We start from the raw sequence: 20,355 nt of genomic DNA on the forward strand, positions 1-20,355 counted from the left end.
ACTCTCGTCAGGCGCCCTGTTCCGCCCATGTGGTGGCCCTGTGCTGTGCCTGTGAGTGCGAGTCCCGGTCCGTACCGGGGGCCGGATTCACCTCGGCGGGGCCGAGCGCGGGCAGGTGCACGGTGAAGACCGTCCGCCCCGGCACGCTGTCCACGGTCACGGCGCCGCCGTGCGCGGCCGCGACGGCCTGCACGATGGCGAGCCCCAGACCGGTGGACCCGGTGGCCCGTGAGCGGGCGGAGTCCCCGCGGGCGAACCGCTCGAAGACGCGCGGCAGCAGGCCGGCCGGGATGCCCGGCCCGTTGTCCTCGACGTCGACGCGGAGCCACGCCCCGCGCCGCCGCACGCGCGCGGTGACGGTCGTCCCCGGCGGGGTGTGGTTGCGGGCGTTGCCCAGCAGGTTGACCAGCACCTGCTGCAGGCGGGCCGCGTCCGCGGAGACCGGGGCCGGTGCGTCGGGCAGGTCGAGCCGCCAGTTGTGGTCAAGCCCGGCCGCGCGGGCGTCGCTGACGGTGTCGACGACGAGCGGCACGAGATCGGTCTGCTCGAACCGCAGCGGGCGTCCGGCGTCGAGCCGGGCCAGCAGGAGGAGGTCCTCGACGAGCAGCGTCATCCGCCCCGCCTCGGACTCGATGCGGCCGAGGGCGTGCCGCGTGTCGGGGCCGACCTCCTCGCGTCCGCGCCGGGTGAGTTCGGCGTAGCCGCGGATGGAGGCGAGCGGGGTGCGCAGTTCGTGGCTGGCGTCCGCGACGAACTGCCGTACCCGGGTCTCGCTCTGCTGCCGGGCGTGCAGCGCGCCGTGCACGTGGTCCAGCAGGCGGTTGAGCGCGGCGCCCACCTGGCCGACCTCGCTGTGCGGGTCGCACTCGGCGTCGGGCACCCGCTCGCTCAGGTTCACCTCGCCGGTGTGCAGGCGCAGTTCGGAGACCCGGGTGGCGGTGGCGGCGACCCTCCGCAGGGGGCGGGTGGCGACACCGACCAGCGCGTAGCCCGCGATGACGGCGGCGGCCAGACCGGCCGCGGTGACGCTGATCTCGACGAGGATCAGGGTGTCGATCGTGTTGTCGACCGAGGTCGTCGGTACGGCGACGTAGTAGGCGCCGTTGTCGCCGGTCCGGTACTCGACCCGGTACTCGCCGAGGCCGGGCAGGCCGACGGTGTGCTGTCCCCCGTCCTCCCGCGGCACCGCCTGGAGGACGGCGATCTGCGCCTTGGTCAGCGGCTTCGGCTTCATCTCGTAGTCGCTGGGGGACTGCTTGCCGCGCTCGGCCTCGGTGATCACACCGTCCTCGACCACGGCCGCGACGGTGCCCTGCGGCTGCGGGCCCTTCGTGACGAAGTCGGCGAGGACCGGGGGACGGGTCCTGGGCTTCTGCCCGTGCGGCGCGATGCCGCCCCCGGGCTGCTCGCCCGGCGGGCCGAAGGAGCCGGACGCGCGTGCGGCGACCTCGTCGAGCTGGCCGTTGAGCTGGTCGTAGAGATGCGAGCGCAGCGCCAGCGTGGTGACGGTGCCGATCACCGAGCAGACCACGGCGATCAGTACCACCGACGCGACGACGAGCCGGGTCCGCAGGGTGCGCGGCTGGCCCGCTCGTCTGCGCGGACGCGGCCGTCGTCGTCCGCTCATGACACGGCGGGCTTGATCAGGTAGCCGGCTCCGCGCCGAGTGTGGATCATCGGTTCCCGGCCGGCGTCGATCTTCCTGCGCAGATAGGAGATGTACAGCTCGACCACGTTGGCCTGCCCGCCGAAGTCGTACGACCACACGCGGTCCAGGATCTGCGCCTTGCTGAGCACCCGCCGCGGATTGCGCATCAGGAAGCGCAGCAGCTCGAACTCGGTCGCGGTCAGGTGGATGTTGTCCCCGCCCCGCGACACCTCGTGACTGTCCTCGTCCAGGGTCAGGTCGCCGACGACGAGAGTGGAGTCGGGCCGCCGGTCGGCGGCGCCGGAGCGCCGGATCAGCCCGCGCAACCGGGCCACGACCTCCTCCAGGCTGAACGGCTTGGTGACGTAGTCGTCGCCGCCCGCGGTGAGCCCGGCGATCCGGTCCTCCACCGCGTCCTTGGCGGTCAGGAAGAGCACGGGCACGTCGGGCAGTTCGCGGCGCAGCCGCTGGAGGACGGCCAGGCCGTCCATGTCCGGCAGCATCATGTCCAGGACGACGGCGTCGGGCCGGAACTCGCGGGCCGTCCGGACGGCGCCCTGCCCGTCGCCCGCGCTCCTGATCTGCCAGCCCTCGTAGCGCAGAGCCATGCTCAGCAGTTCGGTGATCGACAGCTCGTCGTCCACCACAAGCACGCGGACGGGGCTCCCGTCCGGCCTCAGCAGTTCGGTGCGCCCCTGGGGCGAGATCGTGGTCATGCCGGACACCCTGTCGGGGCCCTCTGAGAAGACGCTTTCCCCCGTCTGTGATTTCGCTGAGAAACACACAGGCGGCTCTCAGGGAACACCTGGGAACCGCCCGTCCCCGCCCGCGCCTTCAGAACAACCCGTCCGGCTCCCTGGCGAACTCCCGCACGGGGAGGCTGATTTCACCGGCCTCCGACGACCGGGGGACCACCTCCCAACCGGTCATCAGACGCGTGTCGAGGACGACGACCCCGTGCCGTCCGCCGACCGCCAGATGCAGATCGGGCCCGGCGGCAGCGACCAGCTCCCCGCTCACGGCCCCGCCCGGCACCAGCTCCGTCACGTCGCCGGTGGCGGCCCGCGCCGCCGGGGCGAGGAGCCCGAATCGCTCGACGTGGTCCACCACCCGGCAGGGCTCCCGGCCCAGCGACTCCGGCCAGCCGCCGAGAGCGACGGCCCGCGCGTGCAACTCCTCCACCTCGGAGGCCCGTTCGGCCGCCGTCCCGGGCAGGGCCGCCCGCACCGCCCGCTTTTCGGCGTACGGGATCCGGTCCGGCACCCGGAGCGCGGCCCGCAGCAGCTCCTCCGTCCGCCGGGCGGCCATCAGCGGGCCGGCGCCCAGCCAGGAGAAGCAGACGGCGCCCTGCTCCAGCAGCCGGGCCGGACCGCGCTCGACGGCGGTGATCCCGACCTTGACCATGCCGGGCCCGAACCAGGCCAGGTACACCCGGTACGGCCGCGGATCGTCGGCCAGGGTGTCGGCGGCCACCGAGTGCGCCCGGTCCAGCCGCGCGCACTCCTCGCACCGGGCGCCTCTGCTCCGGCCCGGCACCCCGGCCGCCACCGGACACGTGTTCCCCCGCGCCCCCACACACCGCCGCACGGCCCCCTCCGGCACGGCGAAGGCCACCCGCTTCCCCCAGGACAGCCCACTGCGCCGGCCCCCGTCCCAGACCAGCACGGGGCCGTCCGCCGTCCACCGCAGCCCCGAGCACTTCCACACGCGTCGCATCACCCGCGAGCGTAAGGGCGACCACTGACAGCGCCCTGGGCCCCTGGCCGGCCCGGAGGTTTCACTCGACAGGCGCCAGAGGCCTGGCTCCGGCGCCGGCCTCACCCGGCACCACCACCACCCGCGCGCGCCGCCGCCCCCGTCCCGCGAGGCGGCAGCCGACGCAGCCCGGGTGCCCTTCGCGGGCCTGGGCGTCCCGGACCCGCATGCCCCACTGGTGCCGCGGCCGCACGCCGGGCGGCTTGCCCCAGCCGGACAGGTGCAGCGCCCAGGTCACCAGCACGCTCGCCGCGACGACCACCAGGCCGCCGGCCACCCCTGCCGCCGAGGCCGCGCAGACACCCCAGCCCAGCACGGCGGTTCCGGCGGTCGCGACACCGACACCGGTCCAGCCGGCGCTCGTGTGACCCTCGTCGTACAGACTCATACGGCAGCCTCCAAGGACAGCGACAGCTTTCCCTCACGAGCTAAGACATTTACCGAACGAATATCTCACGAGCTAAGGGATTACGGAAGATGGACGGCACGCCCCGACCGCCCGCCGATCCGGCGCAGGCGCTGTCGGCGATGGACCACCTGATCGCCGCCCACCTGATCGGCCAGCAGGAACTGGCCCGGCGACTGGGCCTGAACGTCACCGACCTCACCTGCTTCGGCTTCGTCCTGGAGGCGGGCGAGGCACTGCTCACGGCCGGCGACCTCGCGGCCCGGGCCCATGTGACCACCGGCGCGGTCACCGGAATCCTCAACCGTCTCGAACGCGCGGGCTTCGTCACCCGCCGCCCCGACCCGGCCGACCGCCGCCGCGTCCGGGTGGCCCCCGTCCCGGACGCCGTGACCCGCGTCGAGGCCGTGTACGCCGGCCACTACCAGCGCGTCACGGCCCTGTTCGCCGACTACTCCCCCGAGGAACTCTCGGTCATCACCGACTGGTTCACCCGGGCGACGGCCCTGGCCCACGAGTACCTGGAGAAGCTGAACCGCAACGACCCGGAGGAGGACTGCTGACCGCCCACCCCGGCACCGGGCTCGCGCCACCGCCGGCGACCGTCCACACCCGGCGCCGATGCGCGGGCCCGGGGCCTCGGGGCCGGCGCTTTCGTCGGGGTCGACACGGTGGCCGCATCCCTACAAAACGCCGAAGGCCCCGGATCTCTCCGGGGCCTTTAACCTGTGTGCACTCGGCAGGATTCGAACCTGCAACCTTCTGATCCGTAGTCAGATGCTCTATCCGTTAAGCTACGAGTGCTTGTTCTTTTGTTTTCGTCTTCCGCTCCCGGCCCTTCCGGCCCGCTCGCGGCGACAGGAAGAACATTACATGACTGCCGCCGTCATGTGAAATCCGATCCGCATACCCCTTGTGACCTGCGAAAACGTGGATCAGGGCGGTTGGAGCCGACAACGCCGAAGCCCCGGTCCTGGGACCGGGGCTTCGGGATGAGCGCGGAGGCGGAGGGATTTGAACCCTCGATGGGCTTTAAGACCCAAACCGCATTAGCAGTGCGGCGCCATAGACCGGACTAGGCGACGCCTCCAGCACAACCACTCACGCGAGCGCGCGACTGGTGCGTGCAGATGATGACACAGTCGAGCGTGCTGTCACCAATCGACCCCTACGGTACTAGGCACCCGGGTCACAGGGCAAAGGGCTTCGCCCGGCGGTGCGGCGCCGCAACGTCCGGGCGCCGTGGGCGTTGATCAGGGCATGGTCTCTGTCATGTCGGTCGTCCCGCGGGGCGTCCTGGTGTCGGCCCTCGCCGCCCTCTCGGTCCCGTCCCTGTCCGTCCTCACCGCCGCACCGGCAACGGCCGCCCCGGCGGCAACGGCGTCCCCGGCAGTAACGGCGGCATCGGCGGCCCCGGCTGCCACCGCCGTGCCCACCCCGCCCGGCGCGGCCCTCATGCCCCCGCCGGCGCGGCCCGAGGACGAGACCGGTGATCACCTGACCGTCGTCGTTCGGCACGCCGGCCGCGGGCTGGACGGTACGTACCAGGTGTCCTGCCACCCCACGGCCGGGACCCACCCGGACGCGGCGGGAGCCTGCCGGACGCTCGACGCGAACACGCAGTGGGGGCGCGACACCTTCGCCCCGGTCGCCCCCGACAGCGTCTGCACCCTGGTCTACGGCGGGCCGGCCACCGCCCGGGTCACCGGCACCTGGGCCGGCCGCCCGGTCGACGCCGCGTACGACCGGGGCAACGGGTGCGAGATCGGGCGGTGGGACCGGATGGTGCCGCTGCTGCCGGACCTCGGTTCGCCCGCCTAGGCGGTGCCCTGCGCGGCCGCCGCGCAGGTGGCGGCCGTCGCTCACGTAAAGGTCCCGCGAAGGTCTCGCGGATCCCGGACCAGGGCGCGGCACGACCGGGACGCGGCCCGGCCGCACGACGGACGCGTACGGTCACATGTTCGCCGTCACTTCGTCGTGCGACCTCCCTCTCATCCGGCGTCGCGAGCGCAACCCGTGCCTTTAGACTCCCTCGCGTGACACCCTGCGGGCCGGTTGGCAAGATGGCCCGAGCGGTAGGCAAGGTGCGGTAACAAGGAGGAAGCGTCTCGTGAGCAGCAGGCCATCCCGAGGCGCTGCTCGCCTCGCAGCCATACTCGACGCGCTGCCCGATGCGTTGGTCCTGGTCAACGCCAACGGAACCGTCGTCAACGCCAACACCATCGCCCTGGAGGCCTTCGAGGCGCCGGGGACCGCGCTCGTCGGGCGCGGGCTGCTCGATCTGCTGCCGCAGTTCGACTCCCGGCTCATCCCCGGCTCCATGCGGCGGCCCGATCACATGGACCCGCGCGGGCGGACCAAGCCGACCCGCATGATCGCGCGGCGGACCGACGGGACGGAGTTCCCGGTCGAGGTCACGAGCGCGAATCTGGAGAACGGGCAGCAGGCGTACGACGGTTACGGCTACACCGGTGACGAGCTGCTGATGCTCGTGGTGCGGGACCTGTCGGGAACCGTGGACACCGAGGCCGAGCTGGCCCGTTCGCAGCGGCAGACCGAGATGATCCTGCGGGCGGCCTCGGAGGGTGTCGTCGGCACGGACACCGACGGGCGGATCGTGCTGGTCAATCCGGCCGCCGCCCAGATACTGGGATACCGGGCCGGTGAGCTGGGCGGCAAGGAGCTGCACACCCTCGTGCTGCACTCGCGCGCCGACGGCTCGCCCTTCCCGTACGCGGAGTCCCCGCTCGCCGACACCCTGCGCTCCGGACGCAAGCACCGGGTGCGCGGCCAGGTGCTGTGGTCCAAGGCCGGGGAGCAGGTCGCGGTCGATCTGACCACCGCGCCCGTGCGCGACGGCGACCAGCTCGTCGGCGCCGTGATGACCTTCGCCGACCGCCGGCCGTACGACGACCTCGCCGACGAGAAGTCCGCCCTGGAGAAGGCGCACGCCGAGGAGTTGGAGCGGCTCTCCGAGGAGCACGCCTCCGACCTGACCGCGCTGCGCCAGGCGCACGTCACCGAACTCGAGGAACTGCGCGAGCAGCACCAGGAGGAGCTGGCGGCCGGCGAGGACCGGTACGCCGCCCTCGGCGAGCGGGAGAAGGACCGTTACGAGGCGCTCGCCGGGCGGCACGAGCAACTGCTCACGCTGCTGGGGCGGTCGCTGCGCGGGCCGCTGGACGAACTCCGCCGCGAGCTGGCCGTTCTCGCCGCCGACGACGCCGGCCAGCTCTGGCCGGAGGCCAACCAGGTGCTGCACCACCTGTCCGCCGGGTACTCGCGCATCACCACGCTGATCGACAACGTGCTCGGCTACCAGCACCTAGACGCGGGCAGCGAGGACATCACCCGGACGAAGGTGATGCTGGACGCCGTCGTCGCGGCCGGGGTGGACGGGGCCGTCGAGCTGATCGGGCCGGGACGGGTGCAGTTCGCCGTGCACGCGCCGCCCATCGAGGCCGAGGTCGACGCCCAGCGTCTCGCCACCGCGCTCGCGCATCTCGTCGCCGACGTGGCCGGGGTCGACGCCACCGGCAACGCGCCCGTCTCGGCGGGCGGATACATGGACAACACGGTCGTGGTCGCGGCCGCCCAGCGCGGTGAGGTCGCGCGGATCGAGGTGCGCGGGCCGTACAGCGGGGGAGACCCGGTGCACGAGCCGATCGTGCGGGGCATCGTCCGGGCGCACGGCGGGGTGCTGCAGACGCACGAGGTGCCCGGCATGAGCGGCAGCGCGTTCGTGCTCGAAGTGCCGCTCGGCGGTGGGGCCGGGGCGGTCGCCGCCCCGGCCCCGGCCGCGGTGGAGGCCGCGGCGGAGAGCGCCGGACCGGGTGCCGGTGGCGGACGGCGCCGGGCCCGCCGGGCCTCGACCGACGCCTTCCTGGAGAGCGACGTTCCGGCCGAGTCCGGTGAGCCCGCCGACGGCGGGGCGGAGTCGCCCTCGCCGACCGGGCGCCGCAGGCGTGCGGCGGCCGCCGTCGAGGCGGCGGCGCCGGTCGTGGCCGAGGCCCAGGACGGCGCGACCGGACGGCGGCGCGGCCGGGCCGCCGATCCCGGCGCCGGTGGTGACGGCGTGAGCGAGGGCGCCGTGATGACGGCGGCCGAGCATGCCGCGGGCACCGCCGCCGCGGGCAACGGGCTCGGCGCCGCCGTGCCCCCGCAGGGCGTGCCCCTGCCTTCGGGCCGCCGTGCCCGGCGTGACTCCGACGCACCGCAGGCCGCCCTGCCGCCCGCGCTGCCCGCGGCCGGTGCGGAGCAGGCCGGTGCGGCCGACGACGCGCAGCCGACCGGCCGGCGCCGCCGGGCCCTGGCCGCGGCGCAGGAGCGGGCGGCGGCGCAGGAGGCCGGCGCCCGTACGGTCTTCGCCCTGCCGCCCGCCGACGCCGACCGCTCGCCCGGACCCACCGCGACGGCGACGGGTGTCGCCCAGGTGACCGGTCAGGCGCCGGTGGCCGCTCAGGCACCGGTGACCGCTCAGCCCCCGGTGGCCGTCGCCGGCGGCACTGACGGCACGGACGACGACGGTCGGCACGACGCCATGACGCCCGATCAGGCCGAGGACCACACCCCGCCGCAGCCGCACCCCACCAGCGCGCCGACCGGCCGCCGCCGACGGGCCGTGGCCCGGCCGGACGAGGCGGCGCGGGCGGCGGAGCCGGTTCAGGGCGCCGCCCCGGCCGGGGACGCGCACGCCCAGACGGGTCCCGCTCAGGCGGCTCCGGCCGTCCCGGCCCAGGCGGGTCCTGCGCAGCCGGTTCCCGGGCAGGCCGTCGCCGGGCCGGCCGGGCAGCCGATGCCGACGCCGGGGCACGGGCTTCCGGCGCAGGGTGCGGCCGCGGCGGCGGGTCCCGGTCAGCCGGGCGGTGCGCCTCAGGCCGGTGTGCCGGCTCAGGCCGGTCCCGGTCGGCCGGCGGCGCTGCCGCACGCCTCCGTACCCGCGCAGGGCACCCACGGCCAGGGCGTACCCGTACCCCCCGGCCGGCCCGTTCCGGCACAGGTGGCGCCGGGCGGACCCGTACCCGCACAGGGCGCTCACGGCCGGCCCGTACCGCCCGCGCAGGGCACCCACGGCCAGGGCGTACCCGTGCAGGGCGCCCCGGCCCAGGCGGTGCCCGTGCCCGCGCAGGCCGGGCCCGAGGCGCACCCCCCGGTCCAGGGGCAGCGGGCCGTCGGGCAGGCCGCTCCCCCGGCCGGTGCTCCGGCCGCCCAGCCGTTGCCCGCCGAGGCGGCCGCCGGCCGGGCGCCGGCAGCCCAGGGCGGGCCGGCCACCCCGGCCGCAGGCGCCCCCGCGGCCGCCGTGCCGCACCAGTGGCCCGGCGCCGACGCCACCTCCGGCGCGGGCGTGGCCGTACCCCCGGCCGGTCCGGCCGCCACCCCTGCCACAGGCACCCCGCTTCCCGCGGAACACGCCGCCGCTCAGCCGCTGCCGCCCGCGCAGCCCCTGCCCGCCGAGGCGCCGGGGAACGCCGGCGATCCGAACTCCACTCAGGGCCGGGCGATCAGTGTCCGTACGCTCGGGCAGGGCGTGCCGTTCGCGCGGCAGGCCCTGCAGGTGCAGCAGCCGACGCCCACCCCGCCCCCGCACACCCCCGGCGGATCCGGGCGCCGGCGGAAGCTGGGCACGCCGCCCGACCCGGCCGCACGCCAGGAGACGCAGCCGGAGCAGGGCGCCCGGCCGCATCCGCCGGCCGAACAGCCGCCCGCCCAGCCCTCGCTCGCCGGGCAGTCCAGGCTCGCCCCCACCGCCGAGGGCGGCGGACGGTCGTACGCCATAGGCGCCCCGGACGCGAACGCGGCCGAGGGACCGGAGCCGCTGGACGGTCCCGGCGGGGCCGTGGAGGTCGCCGACACCCCGCGCCCGCAGCCGCTGGACGACGAGCTGCCGCCGGAGCCGCTGGACAACCCCCGCCGGCTGCTGGTGTGGCCCGCACCGGACGTGACGACCCAGCAGGCGCTGAGCGACCGCGGCTACCGGCCGGTCGTCGTGCACTCCCGTGAGGAGGTCGACGCTCAGATCGCGGCCTTCCCCGCCGCGCTGTTCGTGGACCCGCTCACCGGCCCGATCACCCGTACCGCGCTGCAGTCGCTGCGCCAGGCGGCGGTCGCCGCCGAGGTGCCGGTGCTGGTCACGGCCGGACTGGGGCAGGCGACGCGCGAGGCGGCGTACGGCGCCGACCCCGCCGTCCTGCTGAAGGCGCTGGCGCCGCGGGACAGCGAGCAGCATCCGCCGCGCGTGCTGCTGATCGAGGAGCACGCGGAGATCGCGCTGGCGCTGACGTCGACGCTGGAGCGGCGCGGTATGCAGGTGGCGCGGGCCGCGAGCGACGGCGACGCGGTGACGCTGGCGGGGCAGTTCCGGCCGAACCTCGTGGTGATGGACCTGATGCAGGTGCACCGCCGGCAGGACGGGTTCAGCGGGATCATCGACTGGCTGCGCGCGAACGGGCAGCTCAACCGCACCCCGCTCGTCGTCTACACCGCGGCCGTCGATCCGGCCGACCTGCCCAGGCTGGGCTCCGGTGAGACCGTGCTGTTCCTCGCCGAGCGGTCCACCAGCCCCGAGGTGCAGAGCCGGATCGTCGACCTGCTGGCCGGCATCGGCACGAACTGAGCGGCGAGGGCGCTCCGCCGTCGTACCCGCCCCGCACGAACGGACAGCCCCCGGCGCGCAGCCGGGGGCTGTCCGTTCACACGGCGATCGTCAGCCGAGCCTGGTCACGTCCAGGTCGCCTGCCGCGTACTGCCTGCGGAGCACCTTCTTGTCGAACTTGCCGACGCTGGTCTTCGGGACCGTCGGGATGATCGTCCAGCGCTCGGGGAGCTGCCACCGGGCGATCTTTCCCTCCTCGGCGAGGAACGCGCGCAGCGTCTCGAAGTCGGCGCTCGCGCCCTCCCGCAGGACCACCGTGGCGAGCGGACGCTCGCCCCACTTGTCGTCCGGCACGGCGACCACGGCGGCCTCCGCGACGTCCGGGTGGGACATCAGCGCGTTCTCCAGCTCGACCGAGGAGATCCACTCGCCGCCGGACTTGATGACGTCCTTGGCGCGGTCGGTGAGGGTGAGGAAGCCGTCGGGCGAGATGGTGCCGACGTCGCCGGTCTTCAGCCAGCCGTCCTCGCTGAACTTGTCGGCGGGACGCAGCGGTTCGCCGTCGGGGCCGTTGTAGTAGGCGCCCGCGATCCACGGGCCGCGCACCTCGAGCTCGCCCGCCGACTCGCCGTCCCACGGGATGCGCTCGCCGCCGGGGCCGGTGAGCCGGGCCTCGACGCCGACCGCGAAGCGGCCCTGGGTCAGGCGGTACCCGAACTCCTCGTCGGTGCCGACCGCGTGGGCCGGCGGGCGGGCCACCGTGCCCAGCGGGGAGGTCTCCGTCATGCCCCAGGCGTGGCAGACCCGCATGCCGAGCGCGTCGAAGGCCTCCATCAGGGAAGGCGGGCAGGCCGATCCGCCGATGGTGACCTGGACGAGGGCGGAGACGTCACGGGGGCGGGCGGTCAGCTCGGCGAGCAGACCCTGCCAGATGGTGGGGACGGCCGCCGCATGGGTCGGCCGCACCTGTTCGATCATCTCGGCGAGCGGGGCGGGCTGCAGGAAGCGGTCCGGCATCAGCATGTTGACGCCGGTCATGAACGCGGCGTGCGGCAGGCCCCAGGCGTTGACGTGGAACTGGGGGACCACGACCAGCGAGGTGTCCTGGTCGGTCAGGCCCATCGACTCCGCCATGTTGACCTGCATGGAGTGCAGGTAGACCGAACGGTGGCTGTACACCACGCCCTTGGGGTCGCCGGTGGTGCCGGAGGTGTAGCACATCGCGGCGGCCTGGCGCTCGTCCAGCTCCGGCCAGTCGTAGGCGGTGGGCCGGCCGGCGATCAGTTCCTCGTACTCGTGCACGCGCGCGGTGGCGCCCTCGAGCGGGGCGCGGTCGCCGGGACCGGAGACGACGATGTGCTCCACCGTCGGGAGCTTCGTCAGCAGCGGCGCGAGCAGCGGGATCAGCGAGCCGTTGACGATGACGACGCGGTCGGCGGCGTGGTTGACGATCCACACCAGCTGCTCGGCGGGCAGCCGCAGGTTCAGGGTGTGCAGCACCGCGCCCATGGAGGGGATGGCGTAGTACGCCTCGACGTGCTCGGCGTTGTTCCACATCAGCGTCGCGACGCGGTCGTCGTCCCGGACCCCGAGTCCGTCCCGCAGCGCGTGGGCGAGCTGTGCCGAGCGGGCCCCGATCTCGGCGAAGGTGCGGTGGTGCGGCTCGGCCTCTCCGGTCCAGGTGGTCACCCGCGACTCCCCGTGGACCGCCGACCCGTGGGTCAGAATCCTCGAGATCAGCAGCGGTACGTCCTGCATGGTGCTCAGCACGGCGGTCCTCCCGGGCGACTTTGCCTACGCGGTGGTCGAGGTTGCGCTGATTCTGCGCACATACCGCGCGGTATGTCACTAGGAGAGGCGACACAGTTTGACGACGGTCGTCCGAGTCCGGCCGGCCCCGCGCGACGGCCCTAGCGGACCAGGCCCAGTTCGGGGTCCTCGCGCAGCTTGCTCAGGGCCCGGGAGACCGCCGACTTCACCGTGCCCACCGAGACGCCGAGCACCTCGGCCGTCTGGACCTCGCTGAGGTCCTCGTAGTACCTGAGGACGACCATCGCCCGCTGCCGCGCGGGCAGTCTGGTGATCGCGCGCCACATGGCGTCGCGCAGCGCCTGCCGCTCGGCGGGGTCGCCCGCGCCGGGCACGGGCTCGGGTTCGGGCAGCTCCTCGCAGACGAACTCGTCCACCCTGCGCTTGCGCCATTGCGAGGTACGGGTGTTGAGCAGCGCCCGGCGCACATAGCCGTCCAGCGCCCGGTGGTCCTCGATCCGCTCCCAGGCCACATAGGTCTTGGTCAGCGCGGTCTGCAACAGGTCCTCGGCGTCGCTCGGGTTGGCGGTCAGCGACCGCGCGGTGCGCAGCAGCACCGACTGGCGGGCCCGCACGTACGACGCGAACGACGGGAACGAGTGGGTCTGCCGCGCCGGTGCGGCGGCGGCCGAGGCGCTGGTGCAGACGGGTGTGGTCATGGCTCCACGCTAGGAGCGGACCGGCCGCCCTGGGATCGGCCCCAGGTCCCGATGCCGGGTCCCCCTCAGGTTGTAGGGGTGGGGCCGTCCCCACCTCCTGAAGGTGGACCGCGTGATGACGGCCCCTGAGGGTTCTCCCCTGCGGGCCCGCCCTCGGGCCGCCGGGTTCAGGCCCGCGACAGGCCCTCGGGCCGCCGGGTTCAGGCCCGCGACAGGCCCTCGGGCCGCCGGGTTCAGGCCCGCGACAGGCCCTCGGGCCGCCGGGTTCAGGCCCGGCGCCGGCGTCCGCGGGTCCTGCCGCCACCGGGGCCGGCGAACCGGGAAACGGCTGCGCGGCGGTGCCGAAGCACCGCCGCGCAGCCGTCCTACGACCCTGAAGCACGCCTCGCGGGGACCCTCACCACAAGGGCCCCCGCCCCCGGCTCACCACAGCGGGGTGAAGCGGAAGGCCACGTTCTCGGTGCCCTGCTGGAGGGCCGTGAGATCGGAGCCGTTGACCTGTGCGACGTTCCCGCCGTTGTCGCGGCCGACGCCGCTGCCGCCGAGGCTCGTCACGCCGGCGATGGATCCGTCGCCCGCGAGGGCGCCGTTGTCCGCACCCGCGACGCCGGTGAAGAGGGCGGCTGCGAGTGGTAGTGCGGAGACGGCGGCCAGAACGCGGGCGGTACGGATACGTGCCATGTTGTCCCTCCAGAACCGGGCTCCTTCCGGCCGAGGCGGCCGGAAGGTCCGTGAAGTGCGGCTGGCGCCAGGGCGGTTGGCCGACCGCCCCGGCTGGTGTGAACGACGTCGCGCATCCAGACTTGCCCACCGAATCCCGGCGAACCACCCCTTAAGTCCTCATTCGCACGCAAGCGTGATGACATATCGATAAACCCCTTTCGCCGCCTTTCCCCACTCCGCGCCGCACCGGCTCGCGACCCGAACTCCCCCCTCCCCGACCGGCACAAGGGACGAATCGTTCCGCCCCGTTCCCGGCGAAAATCCCCCGTTCCCGGCACGTCACCCCGCCTCCCTCTTCCCTTTTTCGAACGTACGTACGAACATGGATCCATGGCCACCACCGACCGGCAGGCCGCGACGCTGGCCCTCGCACACGCCCTGTCAGCCGCCGAGCGCGGACTGGCCGTCATCCCCCTGTCCCGGAGCAAGCTCCCGGCCCTGCGCTCCCCCCACCACGACGGCTCCGGCCCGGCCTCCTGCCACGGCGAGTGCGGCCGTTTCGGGCACGGTGTGTACGACGCCTCAACGGACCCCGCCCGCATCCGCGAGCTGTTCGCCGCCGCGCCCTGGGCCGGCGGCTACGGCATCGCCTGCGGGCTGCCCCCGCACCACCTCATCGGCGTCGACCTCGACACCAAGACGGGCACCGACGCCTCGGCCGCGCTGCGCGAACTGGCCCTGCGGCACCTGTTCACGATCCCCGCGACGGTCGTGGTGATCACTCCGAGCGGCGGCCGCCACCTCTGGCTGACCGGCCCGCCGGACGTCGTCGTCCCCAACTCCGCGGGACGGCTCGCCCCCGGCATCGACATCCGGGGCGCCGGCGGCTACCTCGTCGGCCCGGGTTCCCGCACCGACCACGGCGTGTACGCGACCGCCCCGGGGACCGCCCACCTGGGCCCCGCCGCCTGCCCGCCGGCCCTGCTGCACCTGCTCCTGCCCCCGCCGCGCTCGGCACACCCGGCACCGCCGCCGGCGGGCGACCACGGGCGGGGACTGATCCACTTCGTGCTCACCGCGCACGAGGGCCAGCGCAACACCCGCCTGTTCTGGGCGGCCTGCCGCGCCTACGAGAACGGCATCGGCCCCGCCCTGCTGGTCCCCCTGATCGAAGCGGCCGTCGACACCGGCCTGACCGAACGCGAGGCCCGCGCGACGATCGCCTCGGCCGCCCGCATGACGGGCCACCGGCCCTGACGCCCCGCGCGCCGGGCGTCACCGCCGGGGATAACCGATGGAACAGGAATCCACCGTTGGTTAGCCTCGCGCGAATGGAGATTCGGGCTTTCGAAGAAAGTGACTGGCCGCAGACCTGGCCGTTCATGGAGCCGATAATCCGCAAGGGGGACACCTTCTGCTACGACCCGCTCCAGAGCGAGGCGCAGGCCCACGAGATGTGGGTGGTCCCGCCGCCGGGGCACGTCGTGGTGGCGGTGGAGGACCGGCGCGTGATCGGCACCTCGAACATGTATCCCAACCGACCGGGGCCCGGTTCGCACATCGCCAGCGGGAACTTCATGGTCGCGCCCGAGGCACGCGGGCGGGGCGTCGGCCGGGCACTGGGCGAGTACCTGCTCGACTGGGCGCGCGGCAGCGGCTTCACCGGCGTGCAGTTCAACGCCGTCGCGGCCTCCAACGCACCGGCGCTCGGACTGTACGACCGTCTCGGGTTCGCCGTCGTCGGCACCGTTCCCGGCGCGTTCCGGCATCCGTCGCTGGGCCCGGTCGGCCTGCACGTCATGTACCACGCATTCGAATCGGTCCGCGGATAGGCCGCGCCGGGCGGCCGCCCCGCACCGGGCCCGGCGCTAACGTGGCAGCGCGTCGAAAGCCCGACAGCGCCGAAGGAGCACGCGGCATGGAGATCGTGACGTCCCAGAAGATCACCACGTTCCTGATGTTCGAGGGGAACGCGGAGGAGGCGATGGCCTTCTACACCTCGCTCTTCGACGACGGCGAGATCGTCGGCGTCACCCGCTACGGCGCCGACGGCCCCGGCAAGGAGGGGACCGTGCAGCACGCCACGTTCTCGCTCGCCGGCGGGCAGTTCATGTGCATCGACAGCCCCGTGAGCCACGGTTTCACCTTCACCCCCGCGATGTCCCTCTTCGTCCAGTGCGAGGACGAGGCGGAGATCGACCGTCTCTACGCGGCCCTCGTCGACCGGGGCACCGCGCTCATGCCGCTCGGAGACCACGGTTTCAGCCCCAAATTCGGCTGGGTCAACGACCGCTTCGGCGTCTCCTGGCAGCTGAACCTCCCCGCCTGAGCCCGCCCGCCCCCGGCCCCCGGCGCCAGCGGCCGGCCGGGAACCCGTACGTCCCCTCTTCCATCCTCCTGATCAACGAGTCCCGAACCGCACTGACCACGACCAGGCGGCCGGGGCTCATCACCGGGGGAAGGACCCGACTCTTGCGCGACAAGCTCGGACGTACGATCACCGGCGCAGCAGTGCTCGCCCTCACCGCCACCGGTGCCATCACGGGAACGGCCCACTGGGCCTGGATGTGAGATGCCCAGGTTCAAGCGGAGCCACACAGCGGCCGGATGGCTGGCGGCAGCCGTGCTGCTGACGTCCGGATGTACCGCCCTCGACAGCAGCTCTGCCGACGACGCGGGGGAGGGCGCGTCCTACGAGCAGGCGTACGCCGACCACGAGCCGTTGCACGTGGTCGGCTACCCCTCCACCGGCTCATTGCGGGTCGTCCAGGAACTCGTGTGGGACATCGCCGACGGCAAGGCGGACGAGCTGCGCAAGCTGGCCACCGGCGACAGCGGCGAGGCGGAGGCCAGGAAGACCGGCGAGAACTGGATCAAGGCTTTCGGCACCGGCGCCGACGGGAAGGTGACGGGTGACTTCTACGACGGCGGTTCGGAGCGCCAGGTCGTGGTCCTGTACTTCCACGACACCCGGCAGAAAGCGGAGTTCACCGTTCGACTCGACGGCGACACGGGCGGGGAGAACTGGCGCGTCCTGATGAAGTCGCCCGATTTCAAGGACGCCACCCGGACCCCCGGCTGGGCGCCGAAGGAACCGGGAGGAACCGGCTCCAGGATGAAGAACAACGGCTGACCAGCCGGCTCCCACGCGGAAGGGGTGCCCCTCGACGAGGGGCACCCCTTCCGGCATGCGACGCTCATGACCTGTGCGGAGGCGGTGGGATTTGAACCCACGGTGACATCGCTGCCACGACGGTTTTCAAGACCGCCTAGCTACTACCGTCTACAGCCTTTTGACCTGCTCCTTTCCTAGAACGTCAGTGTCCTGGGCCGCTTTCTGGCCAGAGGATGGCCACCGAGCAGTCTCCCGGCCCACCTACAGTCGGCCTGTACGGTCAAGATCACCACTCGCCACGAATGCGGTTTGCGTCGAGGAGCCGTGCCAGTGCACTGCTGCGGGCGAACAAGTTGGGAAGCGGCCGAACCACTGGTGGGCGCTAGCCCTTCAGCGCCGTGATCAACGCTGCCAGAGCAGAAAGCATGCCTGCCCCTGCGGTGATCCCAGTGAGCCAAAGCGTGGCCCTGGTGTAGCGAGTCTCGCTAGTCTCCTCATTGAGAGGGCCGTCCATCTTCGTCACGGCGGTACTCCACCCTCCGGCCCGGTTGTCCGCCAGCCAGGCCCTAGCAAGTTGCGCCCCGTTCTCACCGTGCCAGCGGTGAGAACGGGGCATCCGTGACTCTGAGTGAAGCTGTCCGGGTCCCGAGAGACCAACTAGACGGCCACTTACGGCAACACCCGGACGCCAGCTGCTGAGTTGACCTAGGCTTCTTCCCTGCTGCGCGGACAGGGACGGACGCACACGGACATCGCCGGACGTGAGCGGCCACGCGCGGACGCCTAACAGGGGGGCCATGAGTAACAGCTTGGTTAAGCAGCTGAATGATCTTCACGCGCGGGCAGGTCATCCGACCTACAGGGAGCTTGAGCGCCTCGTGCGAGCCCAGCAAGGCCGGCTACCTATGGGCCGCTCCACTATCCAGGAGAAGCTCTCCGGAAAAACTCCAGCGAAACTCACGCAAGTCTTGTCTCTGGTTGCCGCTATGGCAGAATACGGACGACTCAACGGTGCGCCGCTAACTCCACAGGAGGTCGATGAAAACAGTTGGCGGGCGAAGTATGTTGCGGCAACTGGTAATCAGGTACACACCCAAAGCCCTGAAATACAAAATGCGTCACCGATGCAGCCAAAGCGAACATGGGACCCGGCGCCTCTCAGGCATGCGGGAATGACAGATCTCGTGGACTTAGTCGCACAATCTGAGGGCGCACCGCCTGTGACGTGGATTCCGCACGTAACGAGCGAAATGTTTCGTGCCGGAATGTCCTGCGAAGGCCTCATGGAATGGCTTGCGGGCGGGAGTGTTAAAGACGTAGTTGAGTGCACGCAAGCACTCAATCAAATATTCCCGTTGCCGTCAGAAGAGGCTCCTACCCCCTGGGGCAACTGGTCTCCGGCTTACGGCGCATCGATAAGTCATTTGCTTCGCTATGCCGCTCGATTTCACGGACCCAACTCGGCACCGATGCTAGTAGTTGGTCTCCGTCGGGCTAACATCGGACACCTGGTGACACCGCTCCTTGCGTCTATTGCCACGTGGCACCTTGCCCACAATATCGAGAAGTCCGTTCAGCTACTTCGAGCGGCTGAACTATCCCTAGATGCTTCGAACCTCCTACGAAGCGTTGGAGGCCAGCGGGCGGATACACGAGTGCTCGAAGTCGTTCACCATTTCTTCGACACTGAGGCAATTAAGGACGCCGAAACGGTCTTGAGCGGCATGGCTTCCACCAGCGCAAAAAGGCTCATCATAGCACTTCGCGACCCCAGATCTAAGGGCTCTCAAGAATCCTTTATCCAGGCAATCCCTTGGAATCAGCGTTCAAAATATGCCGCTACATTGCGAGGCCAAGGTTTCAGCGAACTCGCCGATCAAATAGACCCCCCAGATACGGGATACAGCGACGAGCCACCTTTCTGAGGCGCTTGCAGCGACGAGCCTAACCAAGCAAGCGGAGGCAGTCCGACATGCCTCATGAGTCGACGGTTTCCGAAGCAGCATCCGTGGTCACGGACAAGCGACCGCTCTGATCTATGCGTCCGAGGTTCGCCCCCAGTCGGGGTTTCCATTCACGTCCAGCGGCATGGCTTCCAGACCTAGGTACCGAGGCCCAGCACCCGTCGCCGATCCCGCCAGCCGCTGATACAGAGCACCAGAACGCCTATGGGCAAGGTCGACGGTCCTGACATGTGCGAAGCCCTGCGATTCGTAGTACCGCCCAAGGGCTGGATTCGTCTTCCATGCGTCGACACGAAGCCAGGACTTACCCAACTTCGCTGCCTTTTCGGAGGCCCAGTCGAGCATCGAAGCACCCAACGAGATTCCGGCAGCATTCGCACGCACGATGATTCTGTGCGCGTAAAGGGCATCATCGGGGAAGTCGTTCGCAAGCCAGAATTCAGGGTCGGCGAACGCATCTACCGTGATGGTGCCAAGATATTCAGCGCCGTCGACAACCAGGTATGCGGAACCCCGCTTGATATCTTCAGCGATCTTTTCCCTGTTGGGAGGATATTGCCACTGGTTGATTCCCCGCGCCTTCAACCGCTGGCCAGCCTCATCCCACATGGAAGCGATGATGTCGGCTTCATTTCGGCCGGCAGGCCGAATGGTGACGTCATCATGCATTGCTTTCCCCTGTTCCCAGCTCATAGCGGAGCACGTTCCGGTCTGTAGGCATTGCCGTAACGGTGACCCGCACCGGACCCGTCTCTGTGTAGCCGACCCGGGCCCTGACTAGCAGGGGAATCCCGGCCTCAACAGCCAGATCCGTGGCCTGCTTTGGGTTGGGCATCACTGCTGTGACGTCATCCACGTATCGAATTTGCTTATGCCCGATACTTGCCATGTACGCGATAACCCCTTCGGGGATATCGGCCGGTTCAGCGATGGGCGTGTTTTTAACAAGCTCGTGTGGATAGTAAGAATCCTCCGTCGACCACGGCTGTTCGTCTACAAACCGAAGCCGTCGCCGAACTAGGACGAGAGCGTCAGGCTGCAATCCGAGGCGCCGGGCGATATCCGGGCTGGCGGTCTCGATGCTGACTGAGATCTGTTGGCTCGGCGTTCGCCCCTGCTCCTGAATGTCTTGCACCCACGCATCCACACCCGCAGCCAGTCGCCTGTTGTGCTCTTCCGATCGGGAGGAGTTGTAAACGAGGACATCCTGCCGGTGGACCATGTAGGCACGACCCTGGTTGGCGAACACGAGCCCTTCGGCCACAAGCCGTTGCAGCCCGAGGCGCACAGTGTTGCGGGAAGCGTCGTACAGCTCCATCAGCTTCCGCTCGCTCGGCAGCTTGCTGCCCGGCGGATACTCCCCACTGTGGATCTTCGCCCGCAGGCTGGCCGCCAACTGCATGTACAGGGGATCTGAACGCGTCGCCATGCCCCCATCATGCCCCAGCCGTCCCACTGGTTGGTACAAGAGGAACCAAAAAGCTTGACAGCTCACACCGAGCGGTGCAGCATCATGGCTGCGCACTGGTTGGTACCAGTAAGACCAGAGGTGCCAATCGCTTGTCGTGCAGTCAGCGGGGATCGAGCTTCTTGTGCTTGATCCCAAGGGGTCCGGGACAGAGCGGGCCGAGGGCGCACCCGACCCTGGTCATTCGGGAGGGCTTAGACCGAAAGGTCACGTCTCCATACGCCTGAAATGGGAGCCCGTGTTCCCAAAGGAGACACACGCACCATCACACCGCCG

At 71.3% G+C, this 20,355-nt stretch carries 17 protein-coding genes and 3 tRNA genes; 8 read left to right on the top strand and 12 right to left on the bottom strand.

Annotated elements, in window-relative coordinates:
• Positions 1–7 precede the first annotated feature (7 nt).
• The 4 genes from ACZ7JA_RS09205 to ACZ7JA_RS09220 form a co-directional block, all read right to left on the bottom strand.
• The gene (locus ACZ7JA_RS09205) at positions 8–1,627 is read right to left on the bottom strand and encodes an ATP-binding protein (RefSeq protein WP_470807799.1); all 1,620 of its coding nucleotides are present in this window, start codon (positions 1,625–1,627) and stop codon (positions 8–10) included.
• The gene (locus ACZ7JA_RS09210) at positions 1,624–2,364 is read right to left on the bottom strand and encodes a response regulator transcription factor (RefSeq protein WP_470807800.1); all 741 of its coding nucleotides are present in this window, start codon (positions 2,362–2,364) and stop codon (positions 1,624–1,626) included. The genes ACZ7JA_RS09205 and ACZ7JA_RS09210 overlap by 4 nt, the downstream gene beginning before the upstream one ends.
• 118 nt (positions 2,365–2,482) lie before the next feature.
• The gene (locus ACZ7JA_RS09215; protein WP_389451766.1) at positions 2,483–3,364 is read right to left on the bottom strand and encodes a DUF2797 domain-containing protein; all 882 of its coding nucleotides are present in this window, start codon (positions 3,362–3,364) and stop codon (positions 2,483–2,485) included.
• Between the two features lie 61 nt (positions 3,365–3,425).
• Positions 3,426–3,791 carry an HGxxPAAW family protein gene (locus ACZ7JA_RS09220; RefSeq protein WP_470807801.1) on the bottom strand — a complete coding sequence of 122 codons (366 nt, stop codon included), beginning with the start codon at positions 3,789–3,791 and terminating at the stop codon, positions 3,426–3,428.
• A gap of 89 nt (positions 3,792–3,880) precedes the next feature.
• On the opposite strand from ACZ7JA_RS09220, the gene ACZ7JA_RS09225 reads away from it, so the two are divergent.
• Positions 3,881–4,372 (top strand): MarR family winged helix-turn-helix transcriptional regulator, encoded by a 492-nt coding sequence (locus ACZ7JA_RS09225; RefSeq protein WP_351661527.1) that lies wholly within the window; start codon positions 3,881–3,883, stop codon positions 4,370–4,372.
• A gap of 168 nt (positions 4,373–4,540) precedes the next feature.
• Here ACZ7JA_RS09225 and ACZ7JA_RS09230 read toward each other — a convergent pair.
• Positions 4,541–4,613: transfer RNA gene (locus tag ACZ7JA_RS09230), tRNA-Arg, on the bottom strand.
• Between the two features lie 195 nt (positions 4,614–4,808).
• Positions 4,809–4,899, bottom strand: a tRNA-Ser gene (locus ACZ7JA_RS09235).
• A gap of 182 nt (positions 4,900–5,081) precedes the next feature.
• Here ACZ7JA_RS09235 and ACZ7JA_RS09240 point away from each other — a divergent pair.
• Together ACZ7JA_RS09240 and ACZ7JA_RS09245 are read left to right on the top strand one after the other, a co-directional pair.
• A complete protein-coding gene (locus ACZ7JA_RS09240; protein WP_450746517.1) occupies positions 5,082–5,630 on the top strand; it encodes an SSI family serine proteinase inhibitor in 549 nt (182 codons plus the stop codon).
• A gap of 289 nt (positions 5,631–5,919) precedes the next feature.
• Complete coding sequence (locus ACZ7JA_RS09245) at positions 5,920–10,422, top strand: hybrid sensor histidine kinase/response regulator (RefSeq protein ID WP_470807802.1); 4,503 nt, start codon at positions 5,920–5,922, stop codon at positions 10,420–10,422.
• Positions 10,423–10,512: 90 nt separating this feature from the next.
• Here ACZ7JA_RS09245 and ACZ7JA_RS09250 read toward each other — a convergent pair whose 3' ends face one another.
• The 3 genes from ACZ7JA_RS09250 to ACZ7JA_RS09260 all read right to left on the bottom strand — a co-directional run bounded on the left by ACZ7JA_RS09250 (position 10,513) and on the right by ACZ7JA_RS09260 (position 13,550).
• On the bottom strand, positions 10,513–12,171 hold the full coding sequence (locus ACZ7JA_RS09250) for a long-chain fatty acid--CoA ligase (RefSeq protein WP_351661536.1): 1,659 nt from the start codon (positions 12,169–12,171) through the stop codon (positions 10,513–10,515).
• Positions 12,172–12,311: 140 nt separating this feature from the next.
• Positions 12,312–12,869: a SigE family RNA polymerase sigma factor gene (locus ACZ7JA_RS09255; RefSeq protein ID WP_470807803.1), complete on the bottom strand. Its 558-nt coding sequence runs from the start codon at positions 12,867–12,869 to the stop codon at positions 12,312–12,314.
• Between the two features lie 423 nt (positions 12,870–13,292).
• Positions 13,293–13,550, bottom strand: a complete 258-nt coding sequence (locus ACZ7JA_RS09260; protein ID WP_401130221.1) for a hypothetical protein — start codon at positions 13,548–13,550, stop codon at positions 13,293–13,295.
• Positions 13,551–13,922: 372 nt separating this feature from the next.
• On the opposite strand from ACZ7JA_RS09260, the gene ACZ7JA_RS09265 reads away from it, so the two are divergent.
• The 4 genes from ACZ7JA_RS09265 to ACZ7JA_RS09280 all read left to right on the top strand — a co-directional run bounded on the left by ACZ7JA_RS09265 (position 13,923) and on the right by ACZ7JA_RS09280 (position 16,665).
• Entirely contained in the window at positions 13,923–14,789 is an 867-nt protein-coding gene (locus tag ACZ7JA_RS09265) for a bifunctional DNA primase/polymerase (protein ID WP_470807804.1), read from the top strand.
• Between the two features lie 74 nt (positions 14,790–14,863).
• Positions 14,864–15,364, top strand: coding sequence for a GNAT family N-acetyltransferase (locus ACZ7JA_RS09270; protein WP_470807805.1), 501 nt, complete (start codon positions 14,864–14,866; stop codon positions 15,362–15,364).
• Positions 15,365–15,450: 86 nt separating this feature from the next.
• Positions 15,451–15,861: a VOC family protein gene (locus ACZ7JA_RS09275; protein ID WP_351661550.1), complete on the top strand. Its 411-nt coding sequence runs from the start codon at positions 15,451–15,453 to the stop codon at positions 15,859–15,861.
• A gap of 243 nt (positions 15,862–16,104) precedes the next feature.
• On the top strand, positions 16,105–16,665 hold the full coding sequence (locus ACZ7JA_RS09280) for a hypothetical protein (protein ID WP_351661553.1): 561 nt from the start codon (positions 16,105–16,107) through the stop codon (positions 16,663–16,665).
• 79 nt (positions 16,666–16,744) lie between these two features.
• On the opposite strand, the gene ACZ7JA_RS09285 is transcribed toward ACZ7JA_RS09280, so the two are convergent.
• Positions 16,745–16,826, bottom strand: a tRNA-OTHER gene (locus ACZ7JA_RS09285).
• A gap of 618 nt (positions 16,827–17,444) precedes the next feature.
• Here ACZ7JA_RS09285 and ACZ7JA_RS09290 point away from each other — a divergent pair.
• Positions 17,445–18,572, top strand: a complete 1,128-nt coding sequence (locus ACZ7JA_RS09290) for a hypothetical protein (RefSeq protein ID WP_470807806.1) — start codon at positions 17,445–17,447, stop codon at positions 18,570–18,572.
• A gap of 111 nt (positions 18,573–18,683) precedes the next feature.
• Here ACZ7JA_RS09290 and ACZ7JA_RS09295 read toward each other — a convergent pair whose 3' ends face one another.
• Both ACZ7JA_RS09295 and ACZ7JA_RS09300 read right to left on the bottom strand, forming a co-directional pair.
• The gene (locus ACZ7JA_RS09295) at positions 18,684–19,280 is read right to left on the bottom strand and encodes a GNAT family N-acetyltransferase (protein ID WP_470807807.1); all 597 of its coding nucleotides are present in this window, start codon (positions 19,278–19,280) and stop codon (positions 18,684–18,686) included.
• Positions 19,273–20,040, bottom strand: a complete 768-nt coding sequence (locus tag ACZ7JA_RS09300; RefSeq protein ID WP_470807808.1) for a GntR family transcriptional regulator — start codon at positions 20,038–20,040, stop codon at positions 19,273–19,275. The genes ACZ7JA_RS09295 and ACZ7JA_RS09300 overlap by 8 nt, the downstream gene beginning before the upstream one ends.
• Positions 20,041–20,355: the final 315 nt, after the last annotated feature.

The sequence above is a fragment of the Streptomyces sp. NPDC038135 genome, from assembly GCF_055601245.1.

Bases quoted from the DNA above. Each gene is read 5' to 3' on its own strand.
- ACZ7JA_RS09290 (WP_470807806.1), top strand. From the start codon at position 17,445: ATGAGTAACAGCTTGGTTAAGCAGCTGAATGATCTTCACGCGCGGGCA.
- ACZ7JA_RS09265 (WP_470807804.1), top strand. From the start codon at position 13,923: ATGGCCACCACCGACCGGCAGGCCGCGACGCTGGCCCTCGCACACGCC.
- ACZ7JA_RS09280 (WP_351661553.1), top strand. From the start codon at position 16,105: ATGCCCAGGTTCAAGCGGAGCCACACAGCGGCCGGATGGCTGGCGGCA.
- ACZ7JA_RS09260 (WP_401130221.1), bottom strand. From the start codon at position 13,550: ATGGCACGTATCCGTACCGCCCGCGTTCTGGCCGCCGTCTCCGCACTA.
- ACZ7JA_RS09240 (WP_450746517.1), top strand. From the start codon at position 5,082: ATGTCGGTCGTCCCGCGGGGCGTCCTGGTGTCGGCCCTCGCCGCCCTC.
- ACZ7JA_RS09225 (WP_351661527.1), top strand. From the start codon at position 3,881: ATGGACGGCACGCCCCGACCGCCCGCCGATCCGGCGCAGGCGCTGTCG.
- ACZ7JA_RS09215 (WP_389451766.1), bottom strand. From the start codon at position 3,364: ATGCGACGCGTGTGGAAGTGCTCGGGGCTGCGGTGGACGGCGGACGGC.
- ACZ7JA_RS09275 (WP_351661550.1), top strand. From the start codon at position 15,451: ATGGAGATCGTGACGTCCCAGAAGATCACCACGTTCCTGATGTTCGAG.
- ACZ7JA_RS09295 (WP_470807807.1), bottom strand. From the start codon at position 19,280: ATGCATGATGACGTCACCATTCGGCCTGCCGGCCGAAATGAAGCCGAC.
- ACZ7JA_RS09300 (WP_470807808.1), bottom strand. From the start codon at position 20,040: ATGGCGACGCGTTCAGATCCCCTGTACATGCAGTTGGCGGCCAGCCTG.
- ACZ7JA_RS09220 (WP_470807801.1), bottom strand. From the start codon at position 3,791: ATGAGTCTGTACGACGAGGGTCACACGAGCGCCGGCTGGACCGGTGTC.
- ACZ7JA_RS09255 (WP_470807803.1), bottom strand. From the start codon at position 12,869: ATGACCACACCCGTCTGCACCAGCGCCTCGGCCGCCGCCGCACCGGCG.
- ACZ7JA_RS09270 (WP_470807805.1), top strand. From the start codon at position 14,864: ATGGAGATTCGGGCTTTCGAAGAAAGTGACTGGCCGCAGACCTGGCCG.
- ACZ7JA_RS09205 (WP_470807799.1), bottom strand. From the start codon at position 1,627: ATGAGCGGACGACGACGGCCGCGTCCGCGCAGACGAGCGGGCCAGCCG.
- ACZ7JA_RS09210 (WP_470807800.1), bottom strand. From the start codon at position 2,364: ATGACCACGATCTCGCCCCAGGGGCGCACCGAACTGCTGAGGCCGGAC.